This window comes from Pseudomonas sp. HPB0071 (genome assembly GCF_000478505.2).
GTDB classification, from domain to species: Bacteria; Pseudomonadota; Gammaproteobacteria; order Pseudomonadales; family Pseudomonadaceae; genus Chryseomonas; species Chryseomonas luteola.
Genome location: NZ_KI517367.1, coordinates 647,883 through 671,533, shown reverse-complemented (window position 1 = coordinate 671,533; position 23,651 = coordinate 647,883). Strand labels below are relative to the sequence as shown.

Annotated in this window: 28 protein-coding genes and 1 tRNA gene; 23 read left to right on the top strand and 6 right to left on the bottom strand. The window is 53.6% G+C overall.

Annotation, left to right across the window (positions count from 1 at the left end):
• Nucleotides 1-65 precede the first annotated feature (65 nt).
• Complete coding sequence (locus HMPREF1487_RS03415) at nt 66-1,367, bottom strand: OprD family porin (RefSeq protein ID WP_010795193.1); 1,302 nt, start codon at nt 1,365-1,367, stop codon at nt 66-68.
• Between the two features lie 381 nt (nt 1,368-1,748).
• Between HMPREF1487_RS03415 and HMPREF1487_RS03410 the strand changes: the two genes are divergently transcribed.
• Nucleotides 1,749-2,180, top strand: a complete 432-nt coding sequence (locus tag HMPREF1487_RS03410; protein ID WP_010795192.1) for an HIT domain-containing protein — start codon at nt 1,749-1,751, stop codon at nt 2,178-2,180.
• Nucleotides 2,170-2,376, top strand: a complete 207-nt coding sequence (locus HMPREF1487_RS03405; protein WP_010795191.1) for a SlyX family protein — start codon at nt 2,170-2,172, stop codon at nt 2,374-2,376. Before HMPREF1487_RS03410 ends, HMPREF1487_RS03405 begins: the two co-directional genes overlap by 11 nt.
• 42 nt (nt 2,377-2,418) lie before the next feature.
• On the opposite strand, the gene HMPREF1487_RS28290 is transcribed toward HMPREF1487_RS03405, so the two are convergent.
• Together HMPREF1487_RS28290 and HMPREF1487_RS03395 are read right to left on the bottom strand one after the other, a co-directional pair.
• A complete protein-coding gene (locus HMPREF1487_RS28290) occupies nt 2,419-3,045 on the bottom strand; it encodes a cold-shock protein (protein ID WP_037029655.1) in 627 nt (208 codons plus the stop codon).
• Between the two features lie 193 nt (nt 3,046-3,238).
• Nucleotides 3,239-3,709 (bottom strand): Dps family protein, encoded by a 471-nt coding sequence (locus tag HMPREF1487_RS03395; protein ID WP_010795189.1) that lies wholly within the window; start codon nt 3,707-3,709, stop codon nt 3,239-3,241.
• A gap of 328 nt (nt 3,710-4,037) precedes the next feature.
• On the opposite strand from HMPREF1487_RS03395, the gene aspS reads away from it, so the two are divergent.
• The 16 genes from aspS to nadA all read left to right on the top strand — a co-directional run bounded on the left by aspS (nt 4,038) and on the right by nadA (nt 17,073).
• Nucleotides 4,038-5,813 (top strand): aspartate--tRNA ligase, encoded by a 1,776-nt coding sequence (gene aspS / locus HMPREF1487_RS03390; protein ID WP_010795188.1) that lies wholly within the window; start codon nt 4,038-4,040, stop codon nt 5,811-5,813.
• Nucleotides 5,814-5,871: 58 nt separating this feature from the next.
• Nucleotides 5,872-6,618 carry a YebC/PmpR family DNA-binding transcriptional regulator gene (locus tag HMPREF1487_RS03385; protein WP_010795187.1) on the top strand — a complete coding sequence of 249 codons (747 nt, stop codon included), beginning with the start codon at nt 5,872-5,874 and terminating at the stop codon, nt 6,616-6,618.
• Nucleotides 6,619-6,732: 114 nt separating this feature from the next.
• Complete coding sequence (gene ruvC, locus HMPREF1487_RS03380; protein WP_010795186.1) at nt 6,733-7,257, top strand: crossover junction endodeoxyribonuclease RuvC; 525 nt, start codon at nt 6,733-6,735, stop codon at nt 7,255-7,257.
• Nucleotides 7,258-7,268: 11 nt separating this feature from the next.
• Complete coding sequence (gene ruvA, locus HMPREF1487_RS03375; RefSeq protein ID WP_010795185.1) at nt 7,269-7,874, top strand: Holliday junction branch migration protein RuvA; 606 nt, start codon at nt 7,269-7,271, stop codon at nt 7,872-7,874.
• Nucleotides 7,875-7,876: 2 nt separating this feature from the next.
• Complete coding sequence (ruvB, locus tag HMPREF1487_RS03370) at nt 7,877-8,929, top strand: Holliday junction branch migration DNA helicase RuvB (protein ID WP_010795184.1); 1,053 nt, start codon at nt 7,877-7,879, stop codon at nt 8,927-8,929.
• 51 nt (nt 8,930-8,980) lie between these two features.
• Complete coding sequence (gene ybgC, locus HMPREF1487_RS03365) at nt 8,981-9,415, top strand: tol-pal system-associated acyl-CoA thioesterase (RefSeq protein WP_010795183.1); 435 nt, start codon at nt 8,981-8,983, stop codon at nt 9,413-9,415.
• Nucleotides 9,416-9,429: 14 nt separating this feature from the next.
• Nucleotides 9,430-10,122 (top strand): protein TolQ, encoded by a 693-nt coding sequence (gene tolQ / locus HMPREF1487_RS03360; protein WP_010795182.1) that lies wholly within the window; start codon nt 9,430-9,432, stop codon nt 10,120-10,122.
• A gap of 12 nt (nt 10,123-10,134) precedes the next feature.
• Nucleotides 10,135-10,584 carry a protein TolR gene (gene tolR, locus HMPREF1487_RS03355; RefSeq protein WP_010795181.1) on the top strand — a complete coding sequence of 150 codons (450 nt, stop codon included), beginning with the start codon at nt 10,135-10,137 and terminating at the stop codon, nt 10,582-10,584.
• Nucleotides 10,581-11,690, top strand: a complete 1,110-nt coding sequence (gene tolA / locus HMPREF1487_RS03350; RefSeq protein WP_112297631.1) for a cell envelope integrity protein TolA — start codon at nt 10,581-10,583, stop codon at nt 11,688-11,690. Before tolR ends, tolA begins: the two co-directional genes overlap by 4 nt.
• Nucleotides 11,687-12,985: a Tol-Pal system beta propeller repeat protein TolB gene (gene tolB, locus HMPREF1487_RS03345; protein WP_010795179.1), complete on the top strand. Its 1,299-nt coding sequence runs from the start codon at nt 11,687-11,689 to the stop codon at nt 12,983-12,985. The genes tolA and tolB overlap by 4 nt, the downstream gene beginning before the upstream one ends.
• Nucleotides 12,986-13,039: 54 nt before the next feature.
• Nucleotides 13,040-13,555, top strand: coding sequence for a peptidoglycan-associated lipoprotein Pal (pal, locus tag HMPREF1487_RS03340; RefSeq protein WP_010795178.1), 516 nt, complete (start codon nt 13,040-13,042; stop codon nt 13,553-13,555).
• A gap of 5 nt (nt 13,556-13,560) precedes the next feature.
• The gene (ybgF, locus tag HMPREF1487_RS03335) at nt 13,561-14,382 is read left to right on the top strand and encodes a tol-pal system protein YbgF (RefSeq protein WP_010795177.1); all 822 of its coding nucleotides are present in this window, start codon (nt 13,561-13,563) and stop codon (nt 14,380-14,382) included.
• A gap of 84 nt (nt 14,383-14,466) precedes the next feature.
• Nucleotides 14,467-15,117, top strand: coding sequence for a 7-carboxy-7-deazaguanine synthase QueE (queE, locus tag HMPREF1487_RS03330; protein WP_010795176.1), 651 nt, complete (start codon nt 14,467-14,469; stop codon nt 15,115-15,117).
• A gap of 1 nt (nt 15,118) precedes the next feature.
• Nucleotides 15,119-15,808 carry a 7-cyano-7-deazaguanine synthase QueC gene (gene queC, locus HMPREF1487_RS03325; protein ID WP_010795175.1) on the top strand — a complete coding sequence of 230 codons (690 nt, stop codon included), beginning with the start codon at nt 15,119-15,121 and terminating at the stop codon, nt 15,806-15,808.
• Between the two features lie 46 nt (nt 15,809-15,854).
• Nucleotides 15,855-15,930 (top strand) — tRNA-Lys (locus HMPREF1487_RS03320).
• 84 nt (nt 15,931-16,014) lie between these two features.
• Entirely contained in the window at nt 16,015-17,073 is a 1,059-nt protein-coding gene (nadA, locus tag HMPREF1487_RS03315; RefSeq protein ID WP_010795174.1) for a quinolinate synthase NadA, read from the top strand.
• A gap of 25 nt (nt 17,074-17,098) precedes the next feature.
• Here nadA and HMPREF1487_RS03310 read toward each other — a convergent pair whose 3' ends face one another.
• The gene (locus tag HMPREF1487_RS03310) at nt 17,099-18,532 is read right to left on the bottom strand and encodes a M48 family metalloprotease (protein ID WP_010795173.1); all 1,434 of its coding nucleotides are present in this window, start codon (nt 18,530-18,532) and stop codon (nt 17,099-17,101) included.
• 104 nt (nt 18,533-18,636) lie between these two features.
• Between HMPREF1487_RS03310 and HMPREF1487_RS03305 the strand changes: the two genes are divergently transcribed.
• A complete protein-coding gene (locus HMPREF1487_RS03305; protein WP_010795172.1) occupies nt 18,637-18,888 on the top strand; it encodes a sulfurtransferase TusA family protein in 252 nt (83 codons plus the stop codon).
• Between the two features lie 31 nt (nt 18,889-18,919).
• Here the strand turns inward: HMPREF1487_RS03305 and HMPREF1487_RS03300 are convergent, their stop codons facing one another.
• Both HMPREF1487_RS03300 and HMPREF1487_RS03295 read right to left on the bottom strand, forming a co-directional pair.
• On the bottom strand, nt 18,920-19,390 hold the full coding sequence (locus tag HMPREF1487_RS03300) for a peroxiredoxin (protein WP_010795171.1): 471 nt from the start codon (nt 19,388-19,390) through the stop codon (nt 18,920-18,922).
• A 27-nt stretch (nt 19,391-19,417) separates the two neighbouring features.
• Nucleotides 19,418-19,978, bottom strand: a complete 561-nt coding sequence (locus tag HMPREF1487_RS03295) for a glycine cleavage system transcriptional repressor (protein WP_010795170.1) — start codon at nt 19,976-19,978, stop codon at nt 19,418-19,420.
• A 153-nt stretch (nt 19,979-20,131) separates the two neighbouring features.
• Here HMPREF1487_RS03295 and dapA point away from each other — a divergent pair, with 153 nt between their 5' ends.
• The 4 genes from dapA to purC are packed head-to-tail and all read left to right on the top strand — an operon-like array spanning nt 20,132 to nt 23,643.
• Nucleotides 20,132-21,010, top strand: coding sequence for a 4-hydroxy-tetrahydrodipicolinate synthase (gene dapA, locus HMPREF1487_RS03290; RefSeq protein ID WP_010795168.1), 879 nt, complete (start codon nt 20,132-20,134; stop codon nt 21,008-21,010).
• A gap of 14 nt (nt 21,011-21,024) precedes the next feature.
• On the top strand, nt 21,025-22,206 hold the full coding sequence (gene bamC, locus HMPREF1487_RS03285; protein ID WP_010795167.1) for an outer membrane protein assembly factor BamC: 1,182 nt from the start codon (nt 21,025-21,027) through the stop codon (nt 22,204-22,206).
• The gene (locus tag HMPREF1487_RS03280) at nt 22,145-22,903 is read left to right on the top strand and encodes an MBL fold metallo-hydrolase (RefSeq protein ID WP_010795166.1); all 759 of its coding nucleotides are present in this window, start codon (nt 22,145-22,147) and stop codon (nt 22,901-22,903) included. The genes bamC and HMPREF1487_RS03280 overlap by 62 nt, the downstream gene beginning before the upstream one ends.
• 29 nt (nt 22,904-22,932) lie before the next feature.
• Nucleotides 22,933-23,643 carry a phosphoribosylaminoimidazolesuccinocarboxamide synthase gene (purC, locus tag HMPREF1487_RS03275; protein ID WP_010795165.1) on the top strand — a complete coding sequence of 237 codons (711 nt, stop codon included), beginning with the start codon at nt 22,933-22,935 and terminating at the stop codon, nt 23,641-23,643.
• The last annotated feature ends 8 nt before the right edge of the window (nt 23,644-23,651 follow it).

Here is a 23,651-nt window from a genome sequence, read left to right as displayed (position 1 = left end):
ATGTGACGGGAAAAGTAAAATGCCCGGCAGGCCGGGCATTTTAGGTGTTGCTAATGAGTTCTGTATTACAGAATGCTCAGCGGGTACTCCACCATCAGGCGGAACTGGTTGGTGTCAGGATCAGCATAGTCGCTGTTGGCTCGGTGGAAAGCTTGACGTGCGCGAATCGAGAGGTCCTTGGCAGGACCGCTTTGAACAACGTATTTGGCCTCTAGGTTCCACTCGTGGTGCTTGCCATCTTCCCCGTACTGGCCTGCGTAGGCGGAGCCGTTAGCAGTATTGGTGCCGTCAGCGTCATAACCTTTGACATAACGAGTCATAAAGCTCAGGCCGGGAACGCCATAGGAAGCCATATTTATGTCGTAGCGGGCTTGCCAGGATTTTTCGCCAGGGCCGTTGAAGTCAGAAACATGAATCGAGTTTGCCAGGAAAATCGAGTCACCGCCGCTGTTCTCTTCGCCGACACCTACGTAATCAAATGGTGTATCGCCATGCACCTTTTGATAGGCCAGCGTAAACGTATGAGCGCCTAGTGAATAGGCTGCAGCCAATGACCATGTGGTATTGTTAATAGCGCCGGCGTCAGCGCGACCTTCATCCAGGGTTCGATAGATATTGAAGTCAAACGTCAGCGCCTGTTGATCGCTTAGCGGAAGGGCATAGTTTACGTTACCGTAATACTGGCGCCAGATATCTTCAAATTCAGAACCATACAGGCTGAGGGTTAGCCCGTCAGCTAAATCATAGCTGCCGCCAAGATAGTCGACGCTATTAGCATCAAGACCTGTATAAGCCGTTCTTAGAGGCTCACGGTTGCTTTGTCCTCGAGGACCTGTCCCTGAAGTAAAGTGTCCCGCTTCAAGCTTAAGACCTTCGATTTCACTGCTCAGCAGGTTAAAGCCTGTGGCTGTTTGCGGGAAAATCCGAGAGCCGCCGATAGCAAATACCGGAGCGGTCGGTGCCATCTGACCATATTTCAATACGGTGTTGGATACACGCAGCTTAACCGCCCCGCCTACATGCTCCCAATCGTCAGGCGATTTGCCGTCGTCGTGAACCGGAACGTTACCTGCGCCACCAAAGCGTTTGTCGAGTTTCAAACCAATATTAGCGAAGAGATCGACACCAAAGCCGACTGTCCCCTGTGTAAAGCCGGATTGGAAGTTAGTCAAAAGTGCATGTGACCAGTCACGACCATCACCTGTGCCGTTCTTGCCATCATGATTGAAGTAGTAGTTGCGGTTGGTCAGCGTCAGGCTGCTGTCTTCAATAAAGCCTTTGGACTCAGACTGCTGACTGGCGAATGCCATCTGGGTCGTCCCTGCCGCTACGGCGAGGGCGATGACGCTCCACTTCATCACTTGCATTATGATTGCTCCTTTGGATTGAAATATCAGTCATCGTTAAACGTGACTGGTTGTTCTTGTTGGTGCCAACTTATAGCACTCTAGTGTCAGGCTTGAAAGTTCCCATCGAATTTTTATGGGCTCTTTCTATAATTTTTTAGAATCAGAAAGATGCCTTATCAACCTCATCCGGATTGATAAGAGTTCCCCTGATAAGATGCTTGAACGCTAAGCAAGGAGTGTGCACAAAGTGCCATCAGCACGTTATCGGGTAGATAATCAATGACTTGCACTCGGTGCATGCACGCTTTTGAGGCGCACTCTTTCAGATGAAAGGCGTAGCTGAACTGCTTTGGTGCAAGGACGTCAATGTCCGTCCCGTTTTTAGTTAGGAAGGTAACTATGTTTGATCTTGATGAGCGCCTTGGGGCGGATACTGTAGAGGTAAGCGATTTACCGTTGTGCAAGTTGCTTTTAATGAAGGATGCCAACTATCCATGGCTGATCCTTGTTCCCCAGCGATCCAATATCAGTGAAGTATTTGAGTTGTCGTTAGAGGATCAGATACAACTGATGAAGGAATCTTCATACGTTGCACAGCGTTTGAAAGACTACACCCATGCGGCAAAGATAAATGTCGCCACATTGGGAAACATAGTTAAGCAACTTCATATTCATGTAGTGGCTCGTTTTGAAGAGGATTTAGCGTGGCCGGGCCCTGTATGGGGTAAAGGACCTGCAAAAGCCTATAGTGAAAGCGAGCTTGAAAAATGCCTGAACGACCTCAAGTCCCTTTTTGCTGAAAAATGGGAGGGTGACAAGCATGACGGTTGAAGAGCGAATCAACGAGTTGGAAATGCGACAAGCGTTTCAGGACGATCTGATCCAGACCTTGAACGATATTATTGTCGAGCAGCAGAGAGTGCTGGATCGAATGAAGCTGCAGATCGAAGAGCTTGCGAGAAGGCAGGCTGAAATCGCGGTTTCGCAAGGGGCGGTCGAGGACGATGCTCCGCCACCTCATTATTGATGTTGATAAAGGCGGCTCCCAAAGGAGCCGCCTTTGAGCGGGTCAACGTGCAAACGATACTGTCACGTCTTCTGCCTGAAGCCCCTTGTCACGCTGAATAACGGAAAACTCGACACGCTGGCCCTCTACCAGGACGCGATGACCTTCGCCCCGAATAGCTCGAAAGTGAACGAAAATATCGTCCCCCTGATCGCGTGAAATGAACCCGAATCCCTTCGAGGTGTTGAACCACTTTACAGTGCCTATTTCACGGCCCTCTGCAGGAAGTGCATCCTGGGCGTTGTGTCGTATCTTCCTGTGCTTGTTGTAGCTGCCTGTCTTGGACGATTTAAAAGCTGCAAACAGCTTGACTAGCGTTGCAATCATCGCAATCGGCAGGCTGATGCTGACCAGGGGCGGTAGGCCAGGAAAGGCATCAGGAACCAAGAGTTCCAGGGCTTGAAGGCATGCAGCTGCTATCAGCAGCGTTGAGGTGATGGTTTGCGTAGCTCCCTTATTTTTGCTGCTGACGGAAGGGGTCGTAATCAGCAAGAGAAGACCAAGAAAAGCCATGTGCAAGGCTTCATGATGATGAAAAAAGCTGGGTTTATCTGCTTGTAAAGAGGAAACCACGGCTATCGAAAGTGCAATCGCACCAGACGCAATGTGAACAAGTGTAAGCGTATTCAATGATGTCACCTTGGAGAAATAGCAAGTCGATCGCTGTTGTTGCCTGAAACGCGTGGCTATGAATGATCGACCTATGCGCAGATACGCACAGCGTTATTTAACCGTAAAGGTGAAGGCTACTCAATCAATGGCCCGATGATGCCATCAGAATGAGAGGAAAAAATGAAAAAGCCCGGCGTCTGCCGGGCTTCTATCAGTTGGCCAGGAGGCTGCGTAGCATCCAGGCTGTCTTCTCATGCGTTTGCATGCGTTGAGTCAGCAGATCGGCTGTCGGCTCGTCGCTGACCTTATCTACAATCGGGAAAATTCCACGAGCGGTACGAACGACTGCTTCCTGGCCTTGTACAAGCAGGCGAATCATCTCCTGCGCCTCTGGAATGCCTTCCTCTTCCTTGATACTGGATAGCTTGGCATAGGCCGAGTAGGTGCCTGGTGCAGCGAATCCCAATGCGCGGATGCGCTCGGCAATATCATCAACTGCGGTAGCCAGTTCGGTGTACTGGGTTTCGAACATGGTATGCAGCGTGTTGAACATCGGCCCTGTCACGTTCCAGTGAAAGTTATGGGTCTTCAGATACAGCGTGTAGGTATCTGCAAGCAGACGAGAGAGCCCATCTGCAATGGCCGCACGATCTTGCTCGGCAATTCCGATATTGATTTCCATACCGCTCTCCTTTGGCAGTGATGTTTATTTGAAACGGAGCCTAACACAGGCCCTTGGAAATGGAATGCTCGCAAGCACCGGTCAAGGAGGGCCTAATCGCTTGGGTTCTATAAAAGTCAGTCTAGGCTCTTAAAAGGCAGCCGGCTTGTCATAGGTCGGCTGCGTCAGGCTTGGTAATTGTTATAGAATCGCCCACTGACCAAGAGAAACCAGATGGGAATACAATCTTTGGCTGGCTTTACGTTGCAGCAGTTCTGCGAGACGTGCCTGTTAATGATGCTTGCTCCCCATCTCTTAATTCCGGACTCAAGAGAAGCGAAACACAACCATGATGCGCAGCCATTATTGCGGCCAATTGAACGAGAGCCTGGACGGCCAGGAAATCACCCTTTGCGGCTGGGTTCACCGCCGTCGCGACCATGGAGGCGTTATCTTCCTGGATATACGCGACCGTGAAGGCCTCGCTCAGGTCGTGTTCGACCCGGATCGGGCAGAGACGTTTGCCAAGGCCGACCGTGTACGCAGTGAATATGTCGTCAAGGTAACGGGTAAGGTCCGTTTGCGTCCTGCGGGTGCGGTCAACCCGAATATGGCCTCAGGTGCTATCGAGGTGCTGGGTTATGACCTTGAAGTGCTGAACCAGGCCGAGACGCCGCCGTTCCCGCTGGACGAATATTCCGATGTGGGCGAAGAAACACGCCTGCGCTACCGTTTCATTGATCTGCGCCGCCCCGAGATGGCTGCCAAGCTCAAGCTGCGTTCGCGCATAACTTCCAGCATTCGCCGTTATCTGGACGAGCAGGGCTTCATGGATGTGGAGACGCCTATCCTGACCCGTGCGACACCCGAGGGCGCTCGTGACTATCTGGTGCCTAGCCGTACCCATCCTGGCAGCTTTTTTGCTCTGCCGCAGTCACCCCAGCTGTTCAAGCAGCTGTTGATGGTGGCGGGCTTTGATCGCTATTACCAAATTGCCAAATGCTTCCGCGACGAAGACCTGCGTGCAGACCGTCAGCCCGAATTTACCCAGATTGACATCGAGACCAGCTTCCTCGATGAGAAAGACATCATGGGTATCACCGAGGGCATGATCCGTTCCTTGTTCAAGGAAGTGCTGGATCTGGAGTTCGGCGAGTTCCCGCACATGACCTTCGAGGAGGCCATGCGCCGTTATGGTTCAGACAAGCCGGACCTGCGCATTCCGCTGGAGCTGGTGGATGTAGCTGATCTGCTCAAGGATGTCGATTTCAAGGTGTTTGCCGGTCCGGCTAACGATCCCAAGTGCCGTGTAACTGCACTGCGCGTACCGGGTGGTGCCAGCATGCCCCGTAAGCAGATCGATGATTACACCAAGTATGTGGGTATCTTTGGCGCTAAGGGCCTGGCCTATATCAAGGTCAACAACCGCGCCCAAGGTGTTGAAGGCTTGCAGTCACCTATCGTCAAAAACATTGCTGAGTCGAACCTCAACGCCATTCTTGATCGCGTGGGTGCGGTAGACGGCGATATCGTCTTCTTTGGCGCAGACAAGGCCAAGATCGTCAGTGATGCGTTGGGCGGTCTGCGTATCAAGCTGGGGCATGATCTGAACCTGCTGACCTGTGAGTGGGCGCCGCTCTGGGTCGTTGACTTCCCGATGTTCGAAGAAAACGATGATGGTAGTTTCTCTGCACTGCATCACCCCTTCACATCGCCCAAGTGCACACCGGAAGAGCTCGAGGCGAATCCGGCGAATGCATTGTCTCGCGCCTATGACATGGTCCTCAACGGCACCGAGCTGGGTGGTGGTTCCATCCGTATCCACCGCAAGGAAATGCAGCAGGCTGTGTTCCGCTTGCTGGGCATTGACGCGGCGGAACAGGAAGAGAAGTTCGGCTTCCTGCTCGACGCACTCAAGTTTGGCGCGCCACCGCATGGTGGTTTGGCCTTCGGCCTGGATCGTCTGGTAATGCTGATGACCGGCGCACAGTCTATTCGTGAAGTTATTGCCTTCCCGAAAACCCAGAGTGCTGCCGATGTCATGACTCAGGCACCTGGCGCAGTGGATGCCAAGGCGTTGCGCGAGCTGCACATTCGTTTGCGTGAGCAGCCAAAAGCTGAGTAATTGATCAACCGGGCAGCCGCAAGGCTGCCCTTTGTCAAAAAGTGATTTGGAGTTCGTTATGGCGGGTCATTCCAAATGGGCCAACATTAAGCACCGCAAAGAGCGACAGGACGCCAAGAAGGGTAAGATCTTTACCAAGATCATCCGTGAGCTGACCGTAGCTGCCCGTCAGGGTGGTGGCGTTCCGGCGGATAACCCGCGTCTTCGCCTGGCAGTAGATAAGGCGCTTACTGCCAATATGACACGTGACACCATCGATCGCGCCATTGCACGAGGGGCAGGTGCCAACGAAGGGGATAACGTTGAAGAGCTGACCTATGAGGGCTATGCCCCGAGTGGTGTCGCCTTGATCGTAGAGGCCATGACGGATAACCGTAACCGTACGGCCGCTGAGGTGCGTCATGCCTTTAGCAAGTGCGGCGGTAACCTGGGCACTGATGGCTCGGTAGCGTACATGTTCGAGCGCAAGGGGCAGATCAGCTTTGCACCGGGCGTCGACGAAGATGCACTCATGGAAGCGGCGCTTGAAGCAGGTGCTGATGATGTAGTCACCAATGATGATGGGTCTGTTGACGTCTTTACCTCATTTAGTGACTTTATTGCCGTAAACGAGGCATTGACGGAAGCTGGCTTCAAATCCGAAGCTGCCGAGATTTCCATGATTCCGTCTACGACAACGCCGTTGGATCTGGATACGGCCCAGAAAGTGCTCAAGCTTATTGATATGCTGGAGGATCTGGATGATGTCCAGAATGTGTACTCCAATGCGGAAATTCCAGATGATGTTATGGCGCAGCTAGGCTAACGGGCCTGATACCCCTATAGTGTCAGCGCGCAACAGGGGTGGCTGCTACTGGAAAGGTACAAGCCTCCTTAAAGCAGTCACCTTTTTCCCGCCTGGTCTGGGAAGGATATAGAGATGACCCTGGTACTAGGCATTGACCCTGGTTCGCGAATCACTGGATTCGGCGTAATCCGGGACACGGGTAAAGGGTGCGAATACGTAGCCTCTGGCTGTATTCGTACAGGTAATGGCCCTTTGTATGAGCGTTTGCAAATCGTCTACAGAGGGGTGCGGGAAGTCATTGGGCTTTATGAGCCAGTCACCATGGGCATTGAACAGGTATTCATGGCGCGCAATGCCGACTCTGCTTTAAAACTGGGACAAGCTCGAGGTGCAGCCATTGTGGCCTGTGCGGAAGCGGGGCTTGAAATAGCTGAATACACGGCTACCCAGGTCAAACAAGCCATCGTGGGCTCAGGTGCTGCCGATAAGCAACAGGTCATGATGATGGTCATGCATTTGTTGAAACTAAAGGAGAAGCCCCAAATAGATGCTTCCGATGCCCTCGGGATTGCTATTTGTCATGCGCATACACGGCAAAGTCTGACCCCTCATGGGCTTCTAGGGGCTCGCCGGCGCGGTGGTCGCCTGCGTCTTTAATAGGTATTTCTGTGATTGGACGTCTCCGCGGTTCTCTGGCTGAAAAACAGCCGCCGCATGTAATCATCGATGTCAATGGCGTGGGCTACGAGCTGGAAGTCCCCATGACAACGTTGTATCGCCTTCCGTTGTTGGATGAGCCAGTTACCTTGCATACGCATCTGGTCGTGCGTGAGGATGCTCATCTGCTTTACGGCTTTTTTGAAAAGCGCGAGCGAGAACTCTTTCGTGAGTTGATTCGCTTGAATGGAGTAGGGCCAAAGCTGGCACTGGCGCTGATGTCTGGCTTTGAGGTGGACGAGCTGGTGCGCTGCGTTCAGGCCCAGGATGCGTCTGCGCTGGTTAAGATTCCCGGCGTCGGCAAAAAGACGGCTGAACGTCTGCTAGTCGAGCTCAAGGATCGCTTCAAGGCATGGGAAAGCCTTCCGTCTATCGCACCGCTCATGATGGAAACGGCTGCCGGCAAGCCTGTCGTAACAGCTGAAACTGATGCGGTCAGTGCGTTAGTGTCGCTCGGATTCAAGCCGCAGGAAGCCAGTCGTGCAGTATCTGCCATCGCTGAAGAAGGCCTCAGCAGTGAAGACCTTATTCGTCGTGCCCTTAAAGGCATGGTGTAACCATGATTGAACCGGATCGTTTGATTTCTGCCGCGGGCCGAGATCGTGAAGAACAGCAGGATCGTGCTATCCGTCCTCTGAGACTGACCGAGTACATTGGTCAGCCGGTCGTGCGCGAGCAGATGAGTCTTTTCATCCAGGCGGCAAAGGGGCGGGGCGAGGCACTAGACCATACGCTTATTTTCGGGCCGCCAGGGCTAGGCAAAACCACGCTTGCCAATATTATTGCTGAGGAAATGGGTGTTGCCATCAAAAGCACATCTGGACCGGTAATTGAGCGGCCAGGAGATCTTGCTGCTCTGCTGACCAGTCTCGAGGCTGGAGACGTTCTTTTCGTAGACGAAATCCATCGCCTTTCGCCGGTTGTAGAAGAGGTCCTCTATCCAGCGATGGAGGATTATCAGCTCGATATTATGATTGGCGAAGGCCCTGCCGCGCGATCAATCAAGCTGGATTTGCCACCGTTTACATTGGTGGGAGCCACTACGCGTGCCGGAATGCTGACGAACCCATTAAGGGACCGATTCGGAATTATTCAGCGGCTTGAGTTTTATAGCGTAGAGGACCTTGCCAGCATCGTTACGCGTTCTGCCAAAATCCTGAATCTGACAATTGAGGCCGAAGGCGCTGTGGAAATCGCTCGCCGTGCCCGCGGTACTCCCCGTATTGCGAACCGGTTGTTAAGACGTGTACGCGATTTTGCAGAGGTGAGAGGGCAGGGACGAATCAGTCATACGATTGCAAGCCAGGCTCTGGATCTGCTGGATGTGGATGCACGCGGCTTTGATCACCTGGACCGAAGACTTCTACTGACGCTCATCGACAAGTTCGACGGCGGGCCGGTAGGGGTAGATAGCCTGGCGGCTGCAATCAGTGAGGAGCGTCACACCATTGAAGATGTCTTGGAACCGTATTTGATTCAGCAGGGCTATATCATGCGTACGCCAAGGGGTCGGATGGTAACCCGCCATGCTTATCTTCACTTTGGTTTGAACGTGCCCAAGCGTATGGGGCCAGGAACCGTGCCTGATCTTTTTGAGGAAGATAATAATTAATTGCAACTGCAAGTATTTCTGATTGGCAAATTGAAGGCTTGGTTCTAGAGTATGCGCGCGCAACATGTGACTCAGCCGTATTCGCTGCGGTGTCGAGTGTATTACGAAGACACCGACGCAGGAGGCATCGTCTACTACGTCAACTATCTCAAATTCATGGAACGTGCTCGTACCGAACGGTTGCGGGCGTTAGGCTTTGTTCAATCTCGCCTGGCGGAAGAAAACATCCTATTTGTCGTGCATTCATGTGAGGCACGTTACCATGCACCGGCTCGGTTGGATGACGAGTTGGAGGTCAGCGCTCGGGTTATTGAACTGAACCGGGCCAGCCTGCGCTTTCATCAGCAGGTGACTCGGCGAGACGATGGTGTTCTGTTATGCGAAGGGTATGTGACGGTTGCGTGTGTACGTTCAGACAACTTCAGGCCCAGGGCCATTCCTGAGGCCATGCGAACAGTATTCGCGAGCGATTCGGACTCAATTTAAGCAGGAGATTTAGCGTGGAACCAACTGTCGACCATTCCTCCATGTGGAGCCTTGTGAGCAATGCCAGCCTGGTAGTTCAGCTGGTCATGCTGACGCTGGTAGCGGCTTCGGTAACATCATGGGTCATGATTATCCAGCGTGCTAATGCCATCCGTGCAGCCAAACGTGCACTGGAGACTTTCGAGGAGCGTTTCTGGTCGGGTATCGACCTGTCCAAGCTTTACCGTCAGGCAGGCAGCAATCCTGACCCCGATTCAGGTGTCGAGCAGATCTTCCGTGCTGGCTTCAAAGAGTTTTCCAGGCTGCGTCAGCAGGCGGGGGTAGACCCTGACGCGGTGATGGAAGGCGTTCAGCGTGCCATGCGGGTCGCCATTTCTCGCGAAGAAGAGAAGCTTGAGCAAAGCCTGCCGTTCCTGGCTACCGTCGGCTCCACCAGTCCGTATGTAGGTCTGTTCGGTACCGTATGGGGCATCATGAACTCATTCCGCGGTCTGGCTACGGTACAGCAGGCTACGCTGGCTACCGTTGCGCCTGGTATTGCAGAAGCATTGATTGCAACCGCGATCGGTTTGTTTGCAGCGATTCCGGCCGTAGTGGCGTACAACCGGTTTGCTGCGCGCTCAGAGACACTGATCGGACGTTATTACACCTTTGCTGATGAGTTCCAGTCCATCCTGCATCGCAAAGTCCACACCAGCGACGAGTAATAGGTATCAACCATGTCCTCCAGGGGTAGACATAAGCGTAAGCCGGTTGCCGAAATGAACGTCGTACCTTACATCGATGTGATGCTGGTACTGCTGGTCATTTTCATGGTAACTGCGCCAATGATCAATCAAGGGGTCAAGGTCGACTTGCCTAATGCGGACAGCCAGCCCATGCCGCAGGATAACAACAAGCAGATCCTGACTATTTCTATCAAGGCGGACGGTACTTACTACTGGAATACAGGTAAGGAAGTCGAGACGGACCAGCAGCGTGACAGTGCCAGCGCTGTTGCCCTGCCTCAGTTGACGGAGCAGGTTACCAAGATCATGCGTGCAAGACCTGATACCCAGGTTTTCATCCGGGGTGACAAGGCTGTTAACTATGGGATAGTGGCAGCAGCCATGGGCGGCCTGCAGCAGGCAGGTGTACCCAATGTCGGGTTGATCACCGAGGCGCCTTGATGCAAGACCGTGAGCGTTCTCCTTCAGAGAGCTATTTCTGGCCTATCGTTTGGGCTGTGGCTCTCCATGTTGTCATTTTTGCCGCTCTGTTTGTGAGCTGGGCAATGGCACCGGAGCTGCCACAGTCCAAGCCAATTGTTCAGGCGACTCTGGTCCAGTTGAAATCCAAAAGCCCTGCTCAGGTGCAGACAGAGCAGAAGCTGGCTGGAGAGGCCAAAAAAACGTCTTCTCGCCAGTATGAAGTCGAGCAGATGGAGCAGAAGAAAGCAGAGCAACAGGCCCAGGCCGCTGCTGCAGCGGCGGCAGCCGCCAAAGCTGCGGAACAAAAGAAAGCTGAGGACGCTCGAAAGGCGCAGCAGGTAGAAGCTGCCCAGAAAGCCGCTGAAGCCAAGGCCGAAGCGGCAAAAGCTGAGGCCGCAGCAAAGGCTGAAAAGGCAGCGCAGGAAAAAGCCGCCGCAGAGCAGCAGCGCAAATCTGAATTGGCAAAAAAACAGGCTGAGGAGGCTGCTCAGAAAAAGGCAGCAGCTGAAGAAGCTAAGAAGAAAGCAGCGGAAGACGCACAAAAGAAAGCGGCTGAAGCGGTAGAGAAAAAAGCAGCCGCTGAAGAAGCTAAAAAGAAAGCAGCTGAAGAGGCCAAGAAAAAAGCGGCCGAGCAGGCGAAAGCCAAAGCTGCTGAGGACGCCAAGAAAAAGGCAGCTCAGGCTGCCGCACGCAAGGCAGCAGAGGATAAGAAAGCACAGGCGTTGGCTGAGCTTCTTTCCGATGATACGCAGCGACAGCAGGCAATGGCTGATGAGGTAGGCGATGAGGTAGCGTCGAACTTTGATGACCTTATCGTGCGTCTGGTCAGTGAGCAATGGCGCCGCCCGCCATCTGCCCGCAACGGTATGAGTGTGGAAGTGCAAATTGAAATGCTACCTGACGGAACGGTAACCAATGCCAGTGTAACCCGGTCTAGCGGTGATTCTGCTTTCGATAGCTCGGCAGTGGCTGCCGTGCGCAATGTGGGACGCATACCTGAAATGCAACAGCTTGATCGCGCGACGTTCGACCAGCTTTATCGCAAGCGTCGCATTATCTTCAAACCGGAGGATTTGAGTCTGTGAATAACCTGATTCGTATCGTTCTGCTGGGATTCATGTTCCTGGTAGGCGCTGCCCATGCTGCCGACCCCCTGGTGGTATCCAGTGGCAATGACAAGGCCATCCCGATTGCAGTCGTGCCTTTTGGCTGGCAGGGTGGTCAACCACTGCCCGATGATATGGCCAATATCATTGGTAACGATCTGCGCAATTCCGGCTCTTTTGCTCCCATCGACCGGCAGAACATGCTTAGCCTGCCGACTCAGGCAAGCGAAGTGTCCTACAAGGATTGGCAGGCACTGGGGGTCAGCTATGTGCTGATCGGCAATATCGTGCCCAGCGGTGGTCGTCTGCAAATCCAATATGCACTGTTCAACATCGCTACACAGCAGCAGGTCATGACGGGTAGCGTAGGCGGGGGTACTGATCAGCTGCGCGACATGGCTCACTATATTTCCGATCAGTCATTCGAAAAGCTGACCGGTATCAAGGGCGCGTTCTCTACGAAGCTCCTGTACGTCACTGCCGAGCGTTTTTCCCAGAACAACACTCGTTATACCCTGCAGCGTGCAGACTATGACGGTGCTCGTTCCGTGACACTCCTACAGTCTCGTGAACCAATCCTGTCGCCTCGTTTTGCTCCTGATGGCAAGCGTATCGCCTATGTTTCCTTTGAACAGCAGCGCCCACGTATCTTTCTGCAGTACGTAGATACAGGTCGTCGTGAGCAGCTCACCAATTTCGAAGGACTGAATGGCGCTCCGGCTTTTTCTCCGGACGGTAACCGCCTGGCGTTCGTGCTGTCGCGCGATGGAAACCCTGAGATTTATGTGATGGACCTGAATTCGCGTCAGATTCGTCGCGTTACCAACGACTCTGCGATTGATACCGAGCCGTTCTGGGGACGTGATGGGCAGACTATCTATTTCACTTCAGATCGTTCCGGAAAACCACAGATCTATAAAACCAGTGTTAGCGGCGGTGGGGCAGAGCGCGTTACATTCGTAGGCAATTACAATGCGAACCCTAAACTATCTGCCGATGAAAAAACGCTGGTAATGGTGCATCGTCAGGAAGGTTTCACCAACTTCCAGATTGGTGCCCAGGATCTTCAGCGTGGCAGCGTCCGGGTGCTCTCCAACACCAGTCTTAACGATTCGCCTACTGTTGCGCCAAATGGCACCATGGTAATCTACGCGTCCCGCCAGCAGGACCGAGGCGTACTGATGCTTGTATCCATCAACGGACGTGTGCGTATTACGCTACCCACCACCCAAGGCGATGTTCGCGAGCCTTCTTGGTCCCCTTACCTGAACTGACGGCAATATAATCTGTTCTATACAAAACACTTTGCGGTTCTTTAGGAGTTAACGATGGAAATGCTGAAATTCGGCAAGTTCGCTGCTCTGGCTTTGGCCATGGCCGTTGCAGTAGGTTGTTCTTCCAAGGGTGGTGATGCTTCTGGTGAAGGTGCTGGCGCTGGCGCCGGTGCTGTCGATCCAAACGCAGGCTATGGCGCTAACGCCGGTGCCGTTGATGGCAGCATGAGCGACGAAGCCGCTCTGCGTGCTATCACTACATTCTATTTCGAATACGACAGCTCCGATCTGAAGCCGGAAGCCATGCGCGCTCTGGACGTTCATGCTCGTGACCTGAAAACTAGTGGTCAGCGCGTTGTACTGGAAGGCCATACTGACGAGCGCGGTACTCGTGAGTACAACCTGGCTCTGGGCGAGCGTCGTGCCAAGGCTGTTCAGCGTTACCTCGTACTGCAGGGCGTTTCTCCGGCTCAGCTGGAACTCGTTTCCTATGGTAAAGAGCGTCCTGCTGCTATCGGTCATGACGAGCAGTCCTGGGCTCAGAACCGTCGCGTTGAGCTGAAGAAGTAAGATCTATGCCGAAGCGCCTGTTTGTACTGACATCGTTGGCTCTGTGCACTTCCTTTGTATGGGCACAGGTACCGGTTCAGGAAGGGGGATATGGTGGGAGCGGTTCTACTCCCGGCTATAGCACCCAAGGCGCTCCCTATGCAGGGGATGGGGGCGCTAGCGCCCCTGTCTCTGCACAGGGGCAGCTCTTCATGCAATTGCAGCAGATGCAGGATGATATTGCGCGCCTGCGTGGTCAGGTTGAAGAGCAGCAAAATGAAATCAATCAGCTAAAACAGCAAGGACTGGAACGTTACCAGGACCTTGATCGGCGAATTTCTGCAAGTGCTTCTTCTGGAGCGCCAGCGAATGCCACTGGTGGTAATGATGCTGGTTCGTCTGCAGGGGCCATCAATGCGAACGCCGCACCTGTTCCGCCAGCTTCTCAGGCCAACAGCGAGCCTGGTGATCCCGCAAAGGAAAAGCTGTATTACGATGCGGCTTTTGATCTGATCAAGGCAAAGGATTTTGCCAAGGCAAGCCAAGCCTTTACAGCGTTTCTGCGTAAGTATCCCAATAGCCAGTATGCGGGAAATGCCCAATATTGGTTAGGCGAAGTCAATATGGCTTCCGGGGATTTACAAGCCGCAGGACAGGCGTTTGCACGCGTAAGTCAGGCTTACCCAAATCATCCCAAGGTTCCAGACTCTCTTTACAAGCTGGCTGATGTTGAGCAGCGGCTTGGAAATCGAGACAAGGCTAAAGCAATGTACCAACAGGTCATTGCGCAGTATCCTGGATCGTCTGCCGCACAATTAGCCCAGCGTGATCTCAAAAACCTGCCCTAACGGCAGGTTTTTTCGTTAGAATCCGCCTCCCTTTTTTCGCAACGGAGGCGGACGGCCTGTATCGCTGTCACGCCCGTGGCCTACATGCAACAAAATACTCTGCGTATTACCGAGATTTTCTACTCGCTGCAGGGGGAAACACGAACAGCTGGCTTGCCAACTGTTTTCGTGCGCCTTACAGGCTGTCCCTTGCGTTGCCAATATTGCGATACGGCTTATGCCTTCAGCGGCGGCCAGATCATGTCGCTGGACGAAATCGTTGAGCGTGTCGCTCAGTATAAGCCTCGCTATGTGTGTGTAACAGGAGGCGAGCCGCTTGCCCAGCCAAACTGCTTACCCCTGCTAGAGCGCCTATGTGACGCTGGCTATGAGGTGTCACTTGAAACCAGTGGTGCGCTCGACGTCGCGCCTGTAGATCGGCGAGTCGTCAAGGTCGTCGATCTGAAGACGCCCGGCTCTGCTGAGGTCTCTCGCAATCTGTACGACAACATTGATCATCTTACGCCAAACGATCAGGTGAAGTTCGTGATTTGCTCACGTGAAGATTACGAGTGGGCTGTGTCTAAGCTGATTCAGTATCGCCTTGATGAGCGGGTGGATGAGGTGTTGTTTTCCCCTAGCCATCAGCAGGTTACCCCGCGTCAGTTGGCTGAGTGGATTGTAGAAGACAATCTGCCGGTACGCTTTCAGTTGCAGCTGCATAAAATTCTTTGGAATGACGAGCCAGGACATTGATATGAACCAGAAAAAAGCCGTTATCTTGCTGTCTGGTGGTCTGGATTCTGCCACGGTTGTCGCCATGGCTCGGGCTGAGGGCTTTGCCTGCTACACCATGAGCTTTGATTATGGGCAACGTCATAGAGCCGAGCTCAAGGCCGCTGAACGTGTGGCAACTCAGTTGGGTGTGGTCGAACACAAAGTGATCGGTCTGAACCTGAATGGTATTGGCGGCTCGGCGTTGACCGATAGCACTATCGATGTGCCGGAAGCACCTACCGAGGGTATTCCTGTCACCTATGTACCTGCCCGTAATACCGTTTTTCTTTCGCTTGCCTTGGGTTGGGCTGAGGTGCTCGAGGCTCAGCATATCTTTATTGGTGTTAATGCGGTGGATTACTCAGGCTATCCAGATTGCCGCCCTGAATTTGTTGAGTCCTTTGAGCGTATGGCTAATCTTGCCACCAAGGCGGGCGTTGAGGGCAATGGCTTTAAAATCATAGCACCGCTCCAGTTCATGTCGAAGGCTGAGATTATCCAGTGGGGCGTCGCGAATGGGGTGGACTACTCCCTAACCGTCTCCTGCTACAAGGCTGACGACGAAGGGCGTGCCTGTGGGCGATGTGACAGTTGCCGCTTGCGTGCAGAAGGATTCCGTGCGGCACACCTTGAAGATCCAACGCGATATTTTTTAAAAAAGTTGCGCTAGGGTATTGATTATCCAGAAGAAATCATTATTATAGCACTCGCTTTCGGGGTCGTTAGCTCAGTCGGTAGAGCAGTTGGCTTTTAACCAATTGGTCGTAGGTTCGAATCCTACACGACCCACCATTTTCCTCCCCTTGTTGTTTCCTTAGATCGCCGCTTCCTGGCGATACACTCCTTCTGTCCCTTTAGCGTTTGGGTGTAGCGAGCATGTCGCAAATCTCGGAACGACTTCTGGTTCAAGCCCATCTCGCGGCTAAGCAGCCTAAAATTTTAAGTGCAGCTGAAACAGAGCATTTTAGCCATGCCATTGCAGCTGAGCTCAAGGCGCGTGACGCTGTTCTACTTGCGCATTACTACACCGATCCCATTCTGCAAGCGCTTGCCGAGGAAACGGGCGGGTGCGTGGCAGACTCGCTCGAAATGGCACGCTTTGGTAACCAGCATAAGGCCTCTACCGTCGTGGTGGCAGGGGTGCGTTTCATGGGAGAAACTGCCAAGATTCTCAATCCCGAGAAGCGAGTGCTCATGCCTACGCTGGAGGCTACTTGTTCGCTGGATATCGGGTGCGGAGCTCAGGAGTTCGCTGCGTTCTGCGATAAGCATCCCGAGCGGACGGTAGTAGTTTATGCCAATACTTCAGCTGCCGTAAAAGCCAGGGCAGATTGGGTTGTAACCTCTGGCTGTGCCCTGGATATCGTTGAGCACCTGATGGATAACGGCGAACCTATTCTTTGGGCACCGGACCGTCATCTAGGCCGCTACATTCAGCGGGAAACAGGTGCCGATATGCTGCTTTGGGATGGCGCCTGCATCGTTCATGAGGAGTTCAAGTCTTCTCAGCTGACTGATATCAAATCGCTCTATCCTGATGCTGCGGTTCTGGTGCATCCCGAATCTCCTGAGGCTGTGATCGAGCTGGCAGACATGGTTGGTTCAACCAGTCAAATGATCAAGGCTGCACAGACGATGCCCAACTCGACGTTTATTGTCGCAACGGATAAAGGCATTTTTTACAAAATGCAGCAGTTGTGTCCTGACAAAGTATTCATTGAGGCGCCTACGGCGGGTAATGGTGCTGCTTGTCGTAGTTGTGCGCATTGCCCTTGGATGGCCATGAATACCTTGGAGCGTACGCTGGCCTGTTTGCAGGAGGGTAGCGGTGAGGTTCTGGTTGATCCTTCCCTGATACCTAGGGCAGTAAAACCACTCAAGCGCATGCTGGACTTTACCCAGGCAGCAAGATTAAGGCAGACAGGAAACGCCTGATGGGCGTTTCCTGTCCTGTTTCCTATCACATAATTTCTTCAGCAGTTCGCTTTTGCGTAATTATTTCCTGCTGACGTGCATCTATCCGCGCCGCTAACTGAAAATTATTTGAAGCACGCTGTTTTGCAAATCCCAGCTGCTGTATGGCCTGATCATAATCACCTGTCAGGGCAAAGTATTCGGCACGGGCCTGATGGACCTCTATCAGCTGACCCGCTTGGCCGCGCACCTCTGCAGCCCGGTACCATACATCAGGGTCCAGTGGGCGCGCTTTGATTACCTTGTCCAGTAAAGCGCTGGCATCCTTGGGCTTATCGAGCTTAACCAGTAGATCGGCTTGTAGCATGTTGACCGCGAAGTTATCGGGATACATTTCCATCATTCTCGCTACGCGCTTTTGTGCGTCAGGCAGCCGGTTATTGGTAATGTCGAGCTCGATCTGGGCCAGGTTGTACGTGACATCGTTTGGAGAGGCATCCAGTAAAGGCTTAAGCGTTTCGCGTGCTTCATTGAGCTGGCCGAGGCGAGTCAAGCCAACAGCAAGGCCATAACGTGCTGCTTCCAACTTTGGGTTTTCATCCAACATGGCACGAAAGCGCTTGACGGCTATGCCTGGAGTTTCCTCGAAAAGCAGCTGAACCCTTGCGCGCATCAGTTGATACTGCAGGCTGTCTTCTCGTCCTCCTGCGGGATACTGATCTGCACGGTTACGAGTATCTGCAACGCGATCCTCTGTTACCGGGTGGGTGAGGAGAAACTCGGGTGGTCGCTGATCGTAACGGTATTGCCTAGCCAATCGGCTAAACATATTGGGCATGCCTCGTGGGTCATAGCCAGCCTTAGCCAAGTTGATCAGGCCTACCCGGTCCGCTTCCTGCTCGTTCTGACGAGAGAAGCGGAGTTGACTTTGTATGGCGGCTGCCTGTGTAGAGGCAATCGCTGCGATACCGGCATCACCACCGCCAGCAGCAGCGGCCACAATGCCGGCCAGCATGGCTGCCATCAACGGTAGTTGCATGCGCTTCTGATTTTCGACGCCTCGTGCAAAGTGCCGCTGGCTCAGGTGGGCTAATTCGTGCGCGAGGACGCCTGCATACTCAGCTTCGGTCTGGGCATACAGGAATAGCCCCCCATTGACGCCTACGACCCCACCGGGGGCAGCAAATGCGTTAATTTGTGGGTCTTTGATCAGGATGAATACGAGGCGGTGATCTTGAATCTGGCTCGTCTCGGCCAGTCTATAAACACTGCTTTCCACGAACTGCTTGAGTTGTGGGTCGGTCAGTGTCGTGACTTGCCCCCTGAGCATACTCAACCAGGTGCGGCCAAGCTGAAACTCCTGTTCAGGAGAGACAACTGAAGAGCTTGCATCCCCTAGCGACGGTAGATCAGTGGCTGCGGGAGCGGGTACAGCTATCAGGCAGGACAGACCAAGAAGGGCAGGGCGCAAAAATTTCATAGGGGCGCTCATGACTGCAAAACCCTTACTTTATCTGTCCCCACAGCTGCTGCCTAGCGATGAAAGGCCGTGAACGTTATCCTTGGGATTTATGGAGTTTTCTTATGAGTGAATCCAGTACTTATACAGGGCCGTGTGATGCGGAGCTGGATGCCAGTGGATTAAGTTGCCCACTGCCATTGCTGAAAGCCAAAATGGAACTGAACCGCTTGGCCTCTGGCTCGGTATTGAAGGTCACGGCAACGGATGCCGGCTCGCAGCGTGATTTCAGGACCTTTGCCCAGTTGTCAGGGCATGCATTGATCGGCGAGCAGGCACAGGAAAACGTATTTCATTATTGGTTGCGCAAGGCATGAAGTGCAGGGAGGCAGAAGCCTCCCTTGGAAATCAACTGTTCAGGGCCTGGGCCTCTGCTAGAACGTCTTCCACGTGTCCCGGGACCTTTACCCCACGCCATTCCCGGCGAAGAATCCCTTCCTTGTCGATCAGGAAGGTACTGCGGTCGACTCCCATATACTCCTTGCCGTACAGCTTCTTCAATTTGATCACATCAAACAGCGTACACAACGCTTCTGATTTGTCACTGATCAGATCGAATGGAAATGCCTGCTTGGCTTTGAAGTTTTCATGGGACTTGATGCCGTCGCGGGAGACACCAATTATTACGGTATTGGCAGCCTGGAATGCTTCGTAATGATCGCGAAACCCCTGGCCTTGGGTTGTGCAGCCCGGCGTGCTGTCTTTGGGATAAAAATACAATACAACCTGCCGACCCCTGAACGTGTCAAGCGACAGGTCCTTTCCGCCAGTAGCAGCCGCTATGAAATCGGGAACGGGTTGATCAACGGTAACTGTCATGTTCGTTTCTTCACTTAGCTTACTGGATTACGGGTTCTGAGGTCGCCAGGGCTCGATCAGCGCGTCAAGGTTCAGTGCGTCCGCAAAGTCCAAGAATTGATCCCGTAGCCAACTGATCTGAGTACCGGCTGGCAGAATGACCGTAATGGTCGCTGTCAGCATGGTGCCGCCTGTCTGGGGCGCCTGATAAGTATCGCAAACCAGGCTTTCTACCTCTATGCGATGGTCGGTAAAGAACTGGCAGAGTTCATTGAGAATATCCGAGCGATAGGCCGCACTGACATAAACGACGTACGGTAGGGCTTGCGCTCGGTTTTCCAACGCTGCGCTACGTGTTACACCAATCGTGAAACCTTGTCGCTTTGCCAGAGCAGGTAAACTGGACTCCAGTCGAGCCAGGCCGTCCCAGTTGCCGGACACTTGAAGGATCAGTGCGCTGAATTCGCCGTGTCGGCTCAGGCGGCTGCTGACGACCGCGCAGCGGCTTTCCAAACACGTGCGATAGAGCACATTGGTTAGCTCCATAGGGTTGGAGCCCAGCGCACTGATAACTAGAAATTGCTCACGAGGCGGTGGTGTAGCAGACATTCAGTGTTTCCTGATGATGAAACCGGTAGACCGGCCAAAACCGAAGGGTAGCGAAAAGCGCGTTGTTGGGGAATGCCTTACCGGAGCTTGGCTTGTGCAAGGCTGGTAGCGTCAGTACCATTACGGCTCTCTTTTCTCGGCAGGAGCGGTTGCATGATCACAGGCAGTATGGTGGCGCTGGTCACGCCCATGGATGCACAGGGGCATCTGGACTGGTCCAGCCTGACCAAGCTGGTTGATTTTCATCTGACCGAAGGCACCAATGCCATCGTTGCGGTCGGAACAACTGGCGAGTCCGCCACTCTGGATGTAGAAGAACACACCGAGGTCATTCGCCGTGTAGTCAAACAGGTGGCTGGCCGTATTCCCGTCATTGCAGGGACGGGCGGCAATTCCACGCGTGAGGCGGTTGATCTGACGCAGGCGGCCAAGGATGCAGGTGCGGACGCTTGCCTGCTGGTTACGCCTTACTACAACAAGCCTACTCAGGAAGGCCTCTATCAGCATTTCCGGCATATCGCCGAATCCGTAGCGATTCCCCAGATCCTTTACAATGTGCCCGGGCGTACGGCCTGTGACATGTTGGCCGAGACGGTAGAACGGCTTTCGACAGTGCCGAATATCGTTGGTATCAAGGAAGCGACAGGCGATTTGCAGCGCGCCCGTGACATTCTGGATCGTGTGAGCAGCGATTTCATGCTGTACTCCGGTGATGATGCCACGGCTGTTGAACTGATGTTGATGGGCGGCAAAGGCAATATTTCTGTTACAGCCAACGTGGCGCCCCGTGACATGAGCGAACTTTGCGCGGCTGCCCTGCGTGGCGACGCCGAGACTGCTCGTGCGCTTAATGAAAAATTGATGCCTCTGCACAAGAACCTGTTCATTGAGTCCAATCCGATCCCGGTCAAGTGGGCGTTGCATGAAATGGGAATGATGCCTGAGGGTATCCGTCTTCCTCTGACCTGGTTGAGTCCGCGCTGTCATGAGCCGCTTCGCCAGGCAATGCGTCAGTCCGGTGTGCTGGCCTGATGGAGAATTTACGCATGAAGCGACTGGCTGGACTAACAACACTTGCCGTAGTAATCAGCACGACCAGTGGGTGTGGCTGGCTATGGGGCGAGCACGGGTATTTTCGTGATCGCAGTAATGATTATCTGGAGTCGCGTCAAACGGCTCCGATGCAGGTTCCGACTGATGTTCAGGCCAAGTCCTTGCAGCCCCTGCTACCCATTCCCGCTAACGTAGCGGATACCCAGGACCATCCTGCAGAGTTCGAGGCTCCACGGCCTCAAGCATTGGCTGTCCAGGCTGATACGGGTAGCTATAGCCTGCAGCGCAATGGTAAGGCCCGCTGGGTTGTCGCTCAAAAGCAGCCTGCCGAGATCTGGCCGGTGGCCAATCAGTTCTTTACCGATAATGGCTTCGTGATTGGTGAGGCACGTCCGCAGACCGGTGAGTTCACGACACGCTGGCAACCTTTGACCGACCTGACGACACCGTTGGCTCGCAGCTTGAGCACAGGTGGTGATATCGAGCCGGGCTCCGAAACACGTATTCGGGTGCGGATCGAGCCAGGGGTTTCCAGCAACACCAGTGAAATCTTTGTACAAAGCCAGACGCGCAAGACTGGCAGCAGCAGTGAGCCGAACTGGTCTTCTCGCTCTGATACATCGGCCTTCGATGCAGCCCTGCTGAATGAAATGGTAACCAGTCTGGCAAGTGCCGATACCCAAGGTGGTTCAGTATCTCTGTTGGCTGCTGGTTCCTACGATACGCCTGAGCGGGTCTCCTATACGAGAGATGGCAATGGCGACCCGATGCTGAGCCTGACGAGCGACTTTGATCGTGCCTGGTCCAGTGTCGGTCGTGCCCTGGAAGGCGCTAACATACGCGTTGACGATATGGACCGTAGCTTGGGGGTGTACTACATCAATCTGGCTGAGGGTGCACGCAAGCCCAACGAGGACAAACCTGGGTTCTTCAAGCGCCTGTTTGGTCATGAGCCCTCCAAGGAAGAAGAAAACGCTCGTGCCGAGCGTTATCAGGTTCGTCTGACCAATGTAGGCGATGCTGTTCAAGTCACGCTGGATAAAGACATCAACACCGTAGCGCCAGCCGATATGGCCGAGACGGTGCTGAAAAAGCTACAGACGAGCATGCAATATGCGCTTCGCGGTCCTAGGCAGCGGGAGTCGGGGGAATTCAACCCTGGTTCACAGCCATAACACCTACATACTGATCGATTGCGGTTTTCCGCTACGTGAAACGATAAGACGCCTGGCTCGCCTGGGCGTCGAACCTACACAACTTGATGCCATTCTCGTTACCCATGAGCATTCCGACCATGTTCATGGGGTCGAGCTGTTATCGCGTCGTTATGGGATTCCGGTTTATCTGACCGAGGGTACAGTGCGCGGCTTACGCAAGCCTATTGCTGCTACAACGGTACTGGCAGCAGGCGATACGCTCGAGTTAGAAGCCATTGAGATCAAAAGCGTTCCTGTGTCTCATGATGCATACGATCCGACACAGTTCGTCTTCTTTGATGGCCGGCGTCGCTTGGGTGTACTTACCGATCTGGGCGAGGCTACAACGACAGTACTGGAGTGTTATCGTGATCTGGACGCCCTAGTGATCGAGGCGAACCACGACCGGCAAATGCTGGATGAAGGTTTGTATCCCTATTTTCTGAAAGCGCGGGTCAGTGGATCACACGGTCATTTAAGTAATCAGCAGGCGGCCTCGCTGGTTTGCCGCTTGCAATGCGATGCCCTGCAGCATCTTGTGTTGGCGCATCTGAGTGAAAAGAACAATCGGCCGCATCTGGCTCGGCAAACGTTCGTCGACACCCTGGGGTGCGATGCGGACTGGCTGCAGGTCGCCGATCAGCACGAAGGTCTTGGTTGGCAGCTCATTGCCTGAACCTTCGATTATTTAAAAGCGGAGCCATCATGGAAAAACGCACCGAACTCTACCGCGGCAAAGCCAAGTCTGTGTTCACGACGGACAACCCGGACCGTCTCATTCTTCTCTTTCGCAATGATACGTCTGCGTTCGACGGTCAAAAGGTAGAGCAGCTTGATCGTAAAGGCATGGTGAACAACAAGTTCAACGCCTTCATCATGCAAAAGCTTGAGGCCGCAGGGATTCCAACCCAATTCGATGCGTTGCTTGCGGACAATGAATGTCTGGTTAAAAAGCTCGACATGATTCCTGTGGAGTGTGTGGTTCGTAACTATGCTGCTGGTAGCCTAGTGCGTCGTCTGGGTGTTGAGGAAGGGCTGGAGCTTTCCCCGCCCACGTTTGAGCTGTTCCTCAAGAATGATGCGTTGCACGATCCCTTTATCAACGAAACCCATGTCTATGCATTTGGTTGGGCTACGCCTGAACAGCTGTCTCGCATGAAAGAGCTGACGTTCCAGGTGAACGACGTGCTGAAAAAGCTGTTCGATGACGCAGGGCTGCTGCTGGTGGATTTCAAGCTGGAGTTTGGTGTGCACCATGGCCAGATTGTGCTGGGCGATGAATTCAGCCCTGATGGCTGCCGTCTATGGGATAAGGAAACCCGTAAGAAGATGGACAAGGATCGCTTTCGCCAAGGGCTGGGGGACGTTATCGAGGCCTATGAAGAAGTGGCTAACCGCCTAGGCGTACCGCTCTAAGGTTGGCA

Bases quoted from the DNA above. Each gene is read 5' to 3' on its own strand.
- ruvB (WP_010795184.1), top strand. From the start codon at position 7,877: ATGATTGAACCGGATCGTTTGATTTCTGCCGCGGGCCGAGATCGTGAA.
- HMPREF1487_RS03310 (WP_010795173.1), bottom strand. From the start codon at position 18,532: ATGAAATTTTTGCGCCCTGCCCTTCTTGGTCTGTCCTGCCTGATAGCT.
- ybgF (WP_010795177.1), top strand. From the start codon at position 13,561: ATGCCGAAGCGCCTGTTTGTACTGACATCGTTGGCTCTGTGCACTTCC.
- HMPREF1487_RS03305 (WP_010795172.1), top strand. From the start codon at position 18,637: ATGAGTGAATCCAGTACTTATACAGGGCCGTGTGATGCGGAGCTGGAT.
- HMPREF1487_RS03385 (WP_010795187.1), top strand. From the start codon at position 5,872: ATGGCGGGTCATTCCAAATGGGCCAACATTAAGCACCGCAAAGAGCGA.
- HMPREF1487_RS03415 (WP_010795193.1), bottom strand. From the start codon at position 1,367: ATGCAAGTGATGAAGTGGAGCGTCATCGCCCTCGCCGTAGCGGCAGGG.
- HMPREF1487_RS03405 (WP_010795191.1), top strand. From the start codon at position 2,170: ATGACGGTTGAAGAGCGAATCAACGAGTTGGAAATGCGACAAGCGTTT.
- ybgC (WP_010795183.1), top strand. From the start codon at position 8,981: ATGCGCGCGCAACATGTGACTCAGCCGTATTCGCTGCGGTGTCGAGTG.
- aspS (WP_010795188.1), top strand. From the start codon at position 4,038: ATGATGCGCAGCCATTATTGCGGCCAATTGAACGAGAGCCTGGACGGC.
- purC (WP_010795165.1), top strand. From the start codon at position 22,933: ATGGAAAAACGCACCGAACTCTACCGCGGCAAAGCCAAGTCTGTGTTC.
- HMPREF1487_RS03295 (WP_010795170.1), bottom strand. From the start codon at position 19,978: ATGTCTGCTACACCACCGCCTCGTGAGCAATTTCTAGTTATCAGTGCG.
- tolR (WP_010795181.1), top strand. From the start codon at position 10,135: ATGTCCTCCAGGGGTAGACATAAGCGTAAGCCGGTTGCCGAAATGAAC.
- HMPREF1487_RS03300 (WP_010795171.1), bottom strand. From the start codon at position 19,390: ATGACAGTTACCGTTGATCAACCCGTTCCCGATTTCATAGCGGCTGCT.
- nadA (WP_010795174.1), top strand. From the start codon at position 16,015: ATGTCGCAAATCTCGGAACGACTTCTGGTTCAAGCCCATCTCGCGGCT.
- bamC (WP_010795167.1), top strand. From the start codon at position 21,025: ATGAAGCGACTGGCTGGACTAACAACACTTGCCGTAGTAATCAGCACG.
- dapA (WP_010795168.1), top strand. From the start codon at position 20,132: ATGATCACAGGCAGTATGGTGGCGCTGGTCACGCCCATGGATGCACAG.
- HMPREF1487_RS03410 (WP_010795192.1), top strand. From the start codon at position 1,749: ATGTTTGATCTTGATGAGCGCCTTGGGGCGGATACTGTAGAGGTAAGC.
- queE (WP_010795176.1), top strand. From the start codon at position 14,467: ATGCAACAAAATACTCTGCGTATTACCGAGATTTTCTACTCGCTGCAG.
- HMPREF1487_RS03395 (WP_010795189.1), bottom strand. From the start codon at position 3,709: ATGGAAATCAATATCGGAATTGCCGAGCAAGATCGTGCGGCCATTGCA.
- ruvC (WP_010795186.1), top strand. From the start codon at position 6,733: ATGACCCTGGTACTAGGCATTGACCCTGGTTCGCGAATCACTGGATTC.
- pal (WP_010795178.1), top strand. From the start codon at position 13,040: ATGGAAATGCTGAAATTCGGCAAGTTCGCTGCTCTGGCTTTGGCCATG.
- queC (WP_010795175.1), top strand. From the start codon at position 15,119: ATGAACCAGAAAAAAGCCGTTATCTTGCTGTCTGGTGGTCTGGATTCT.
- HMPREF1487_RS03280 (WP_010795166.1), top strand. From the start codon at position 22,145: ATGCGCTTCGCGGTCCTAGGCAGCGGGAGTCGGGGGAATTCAACCCTG.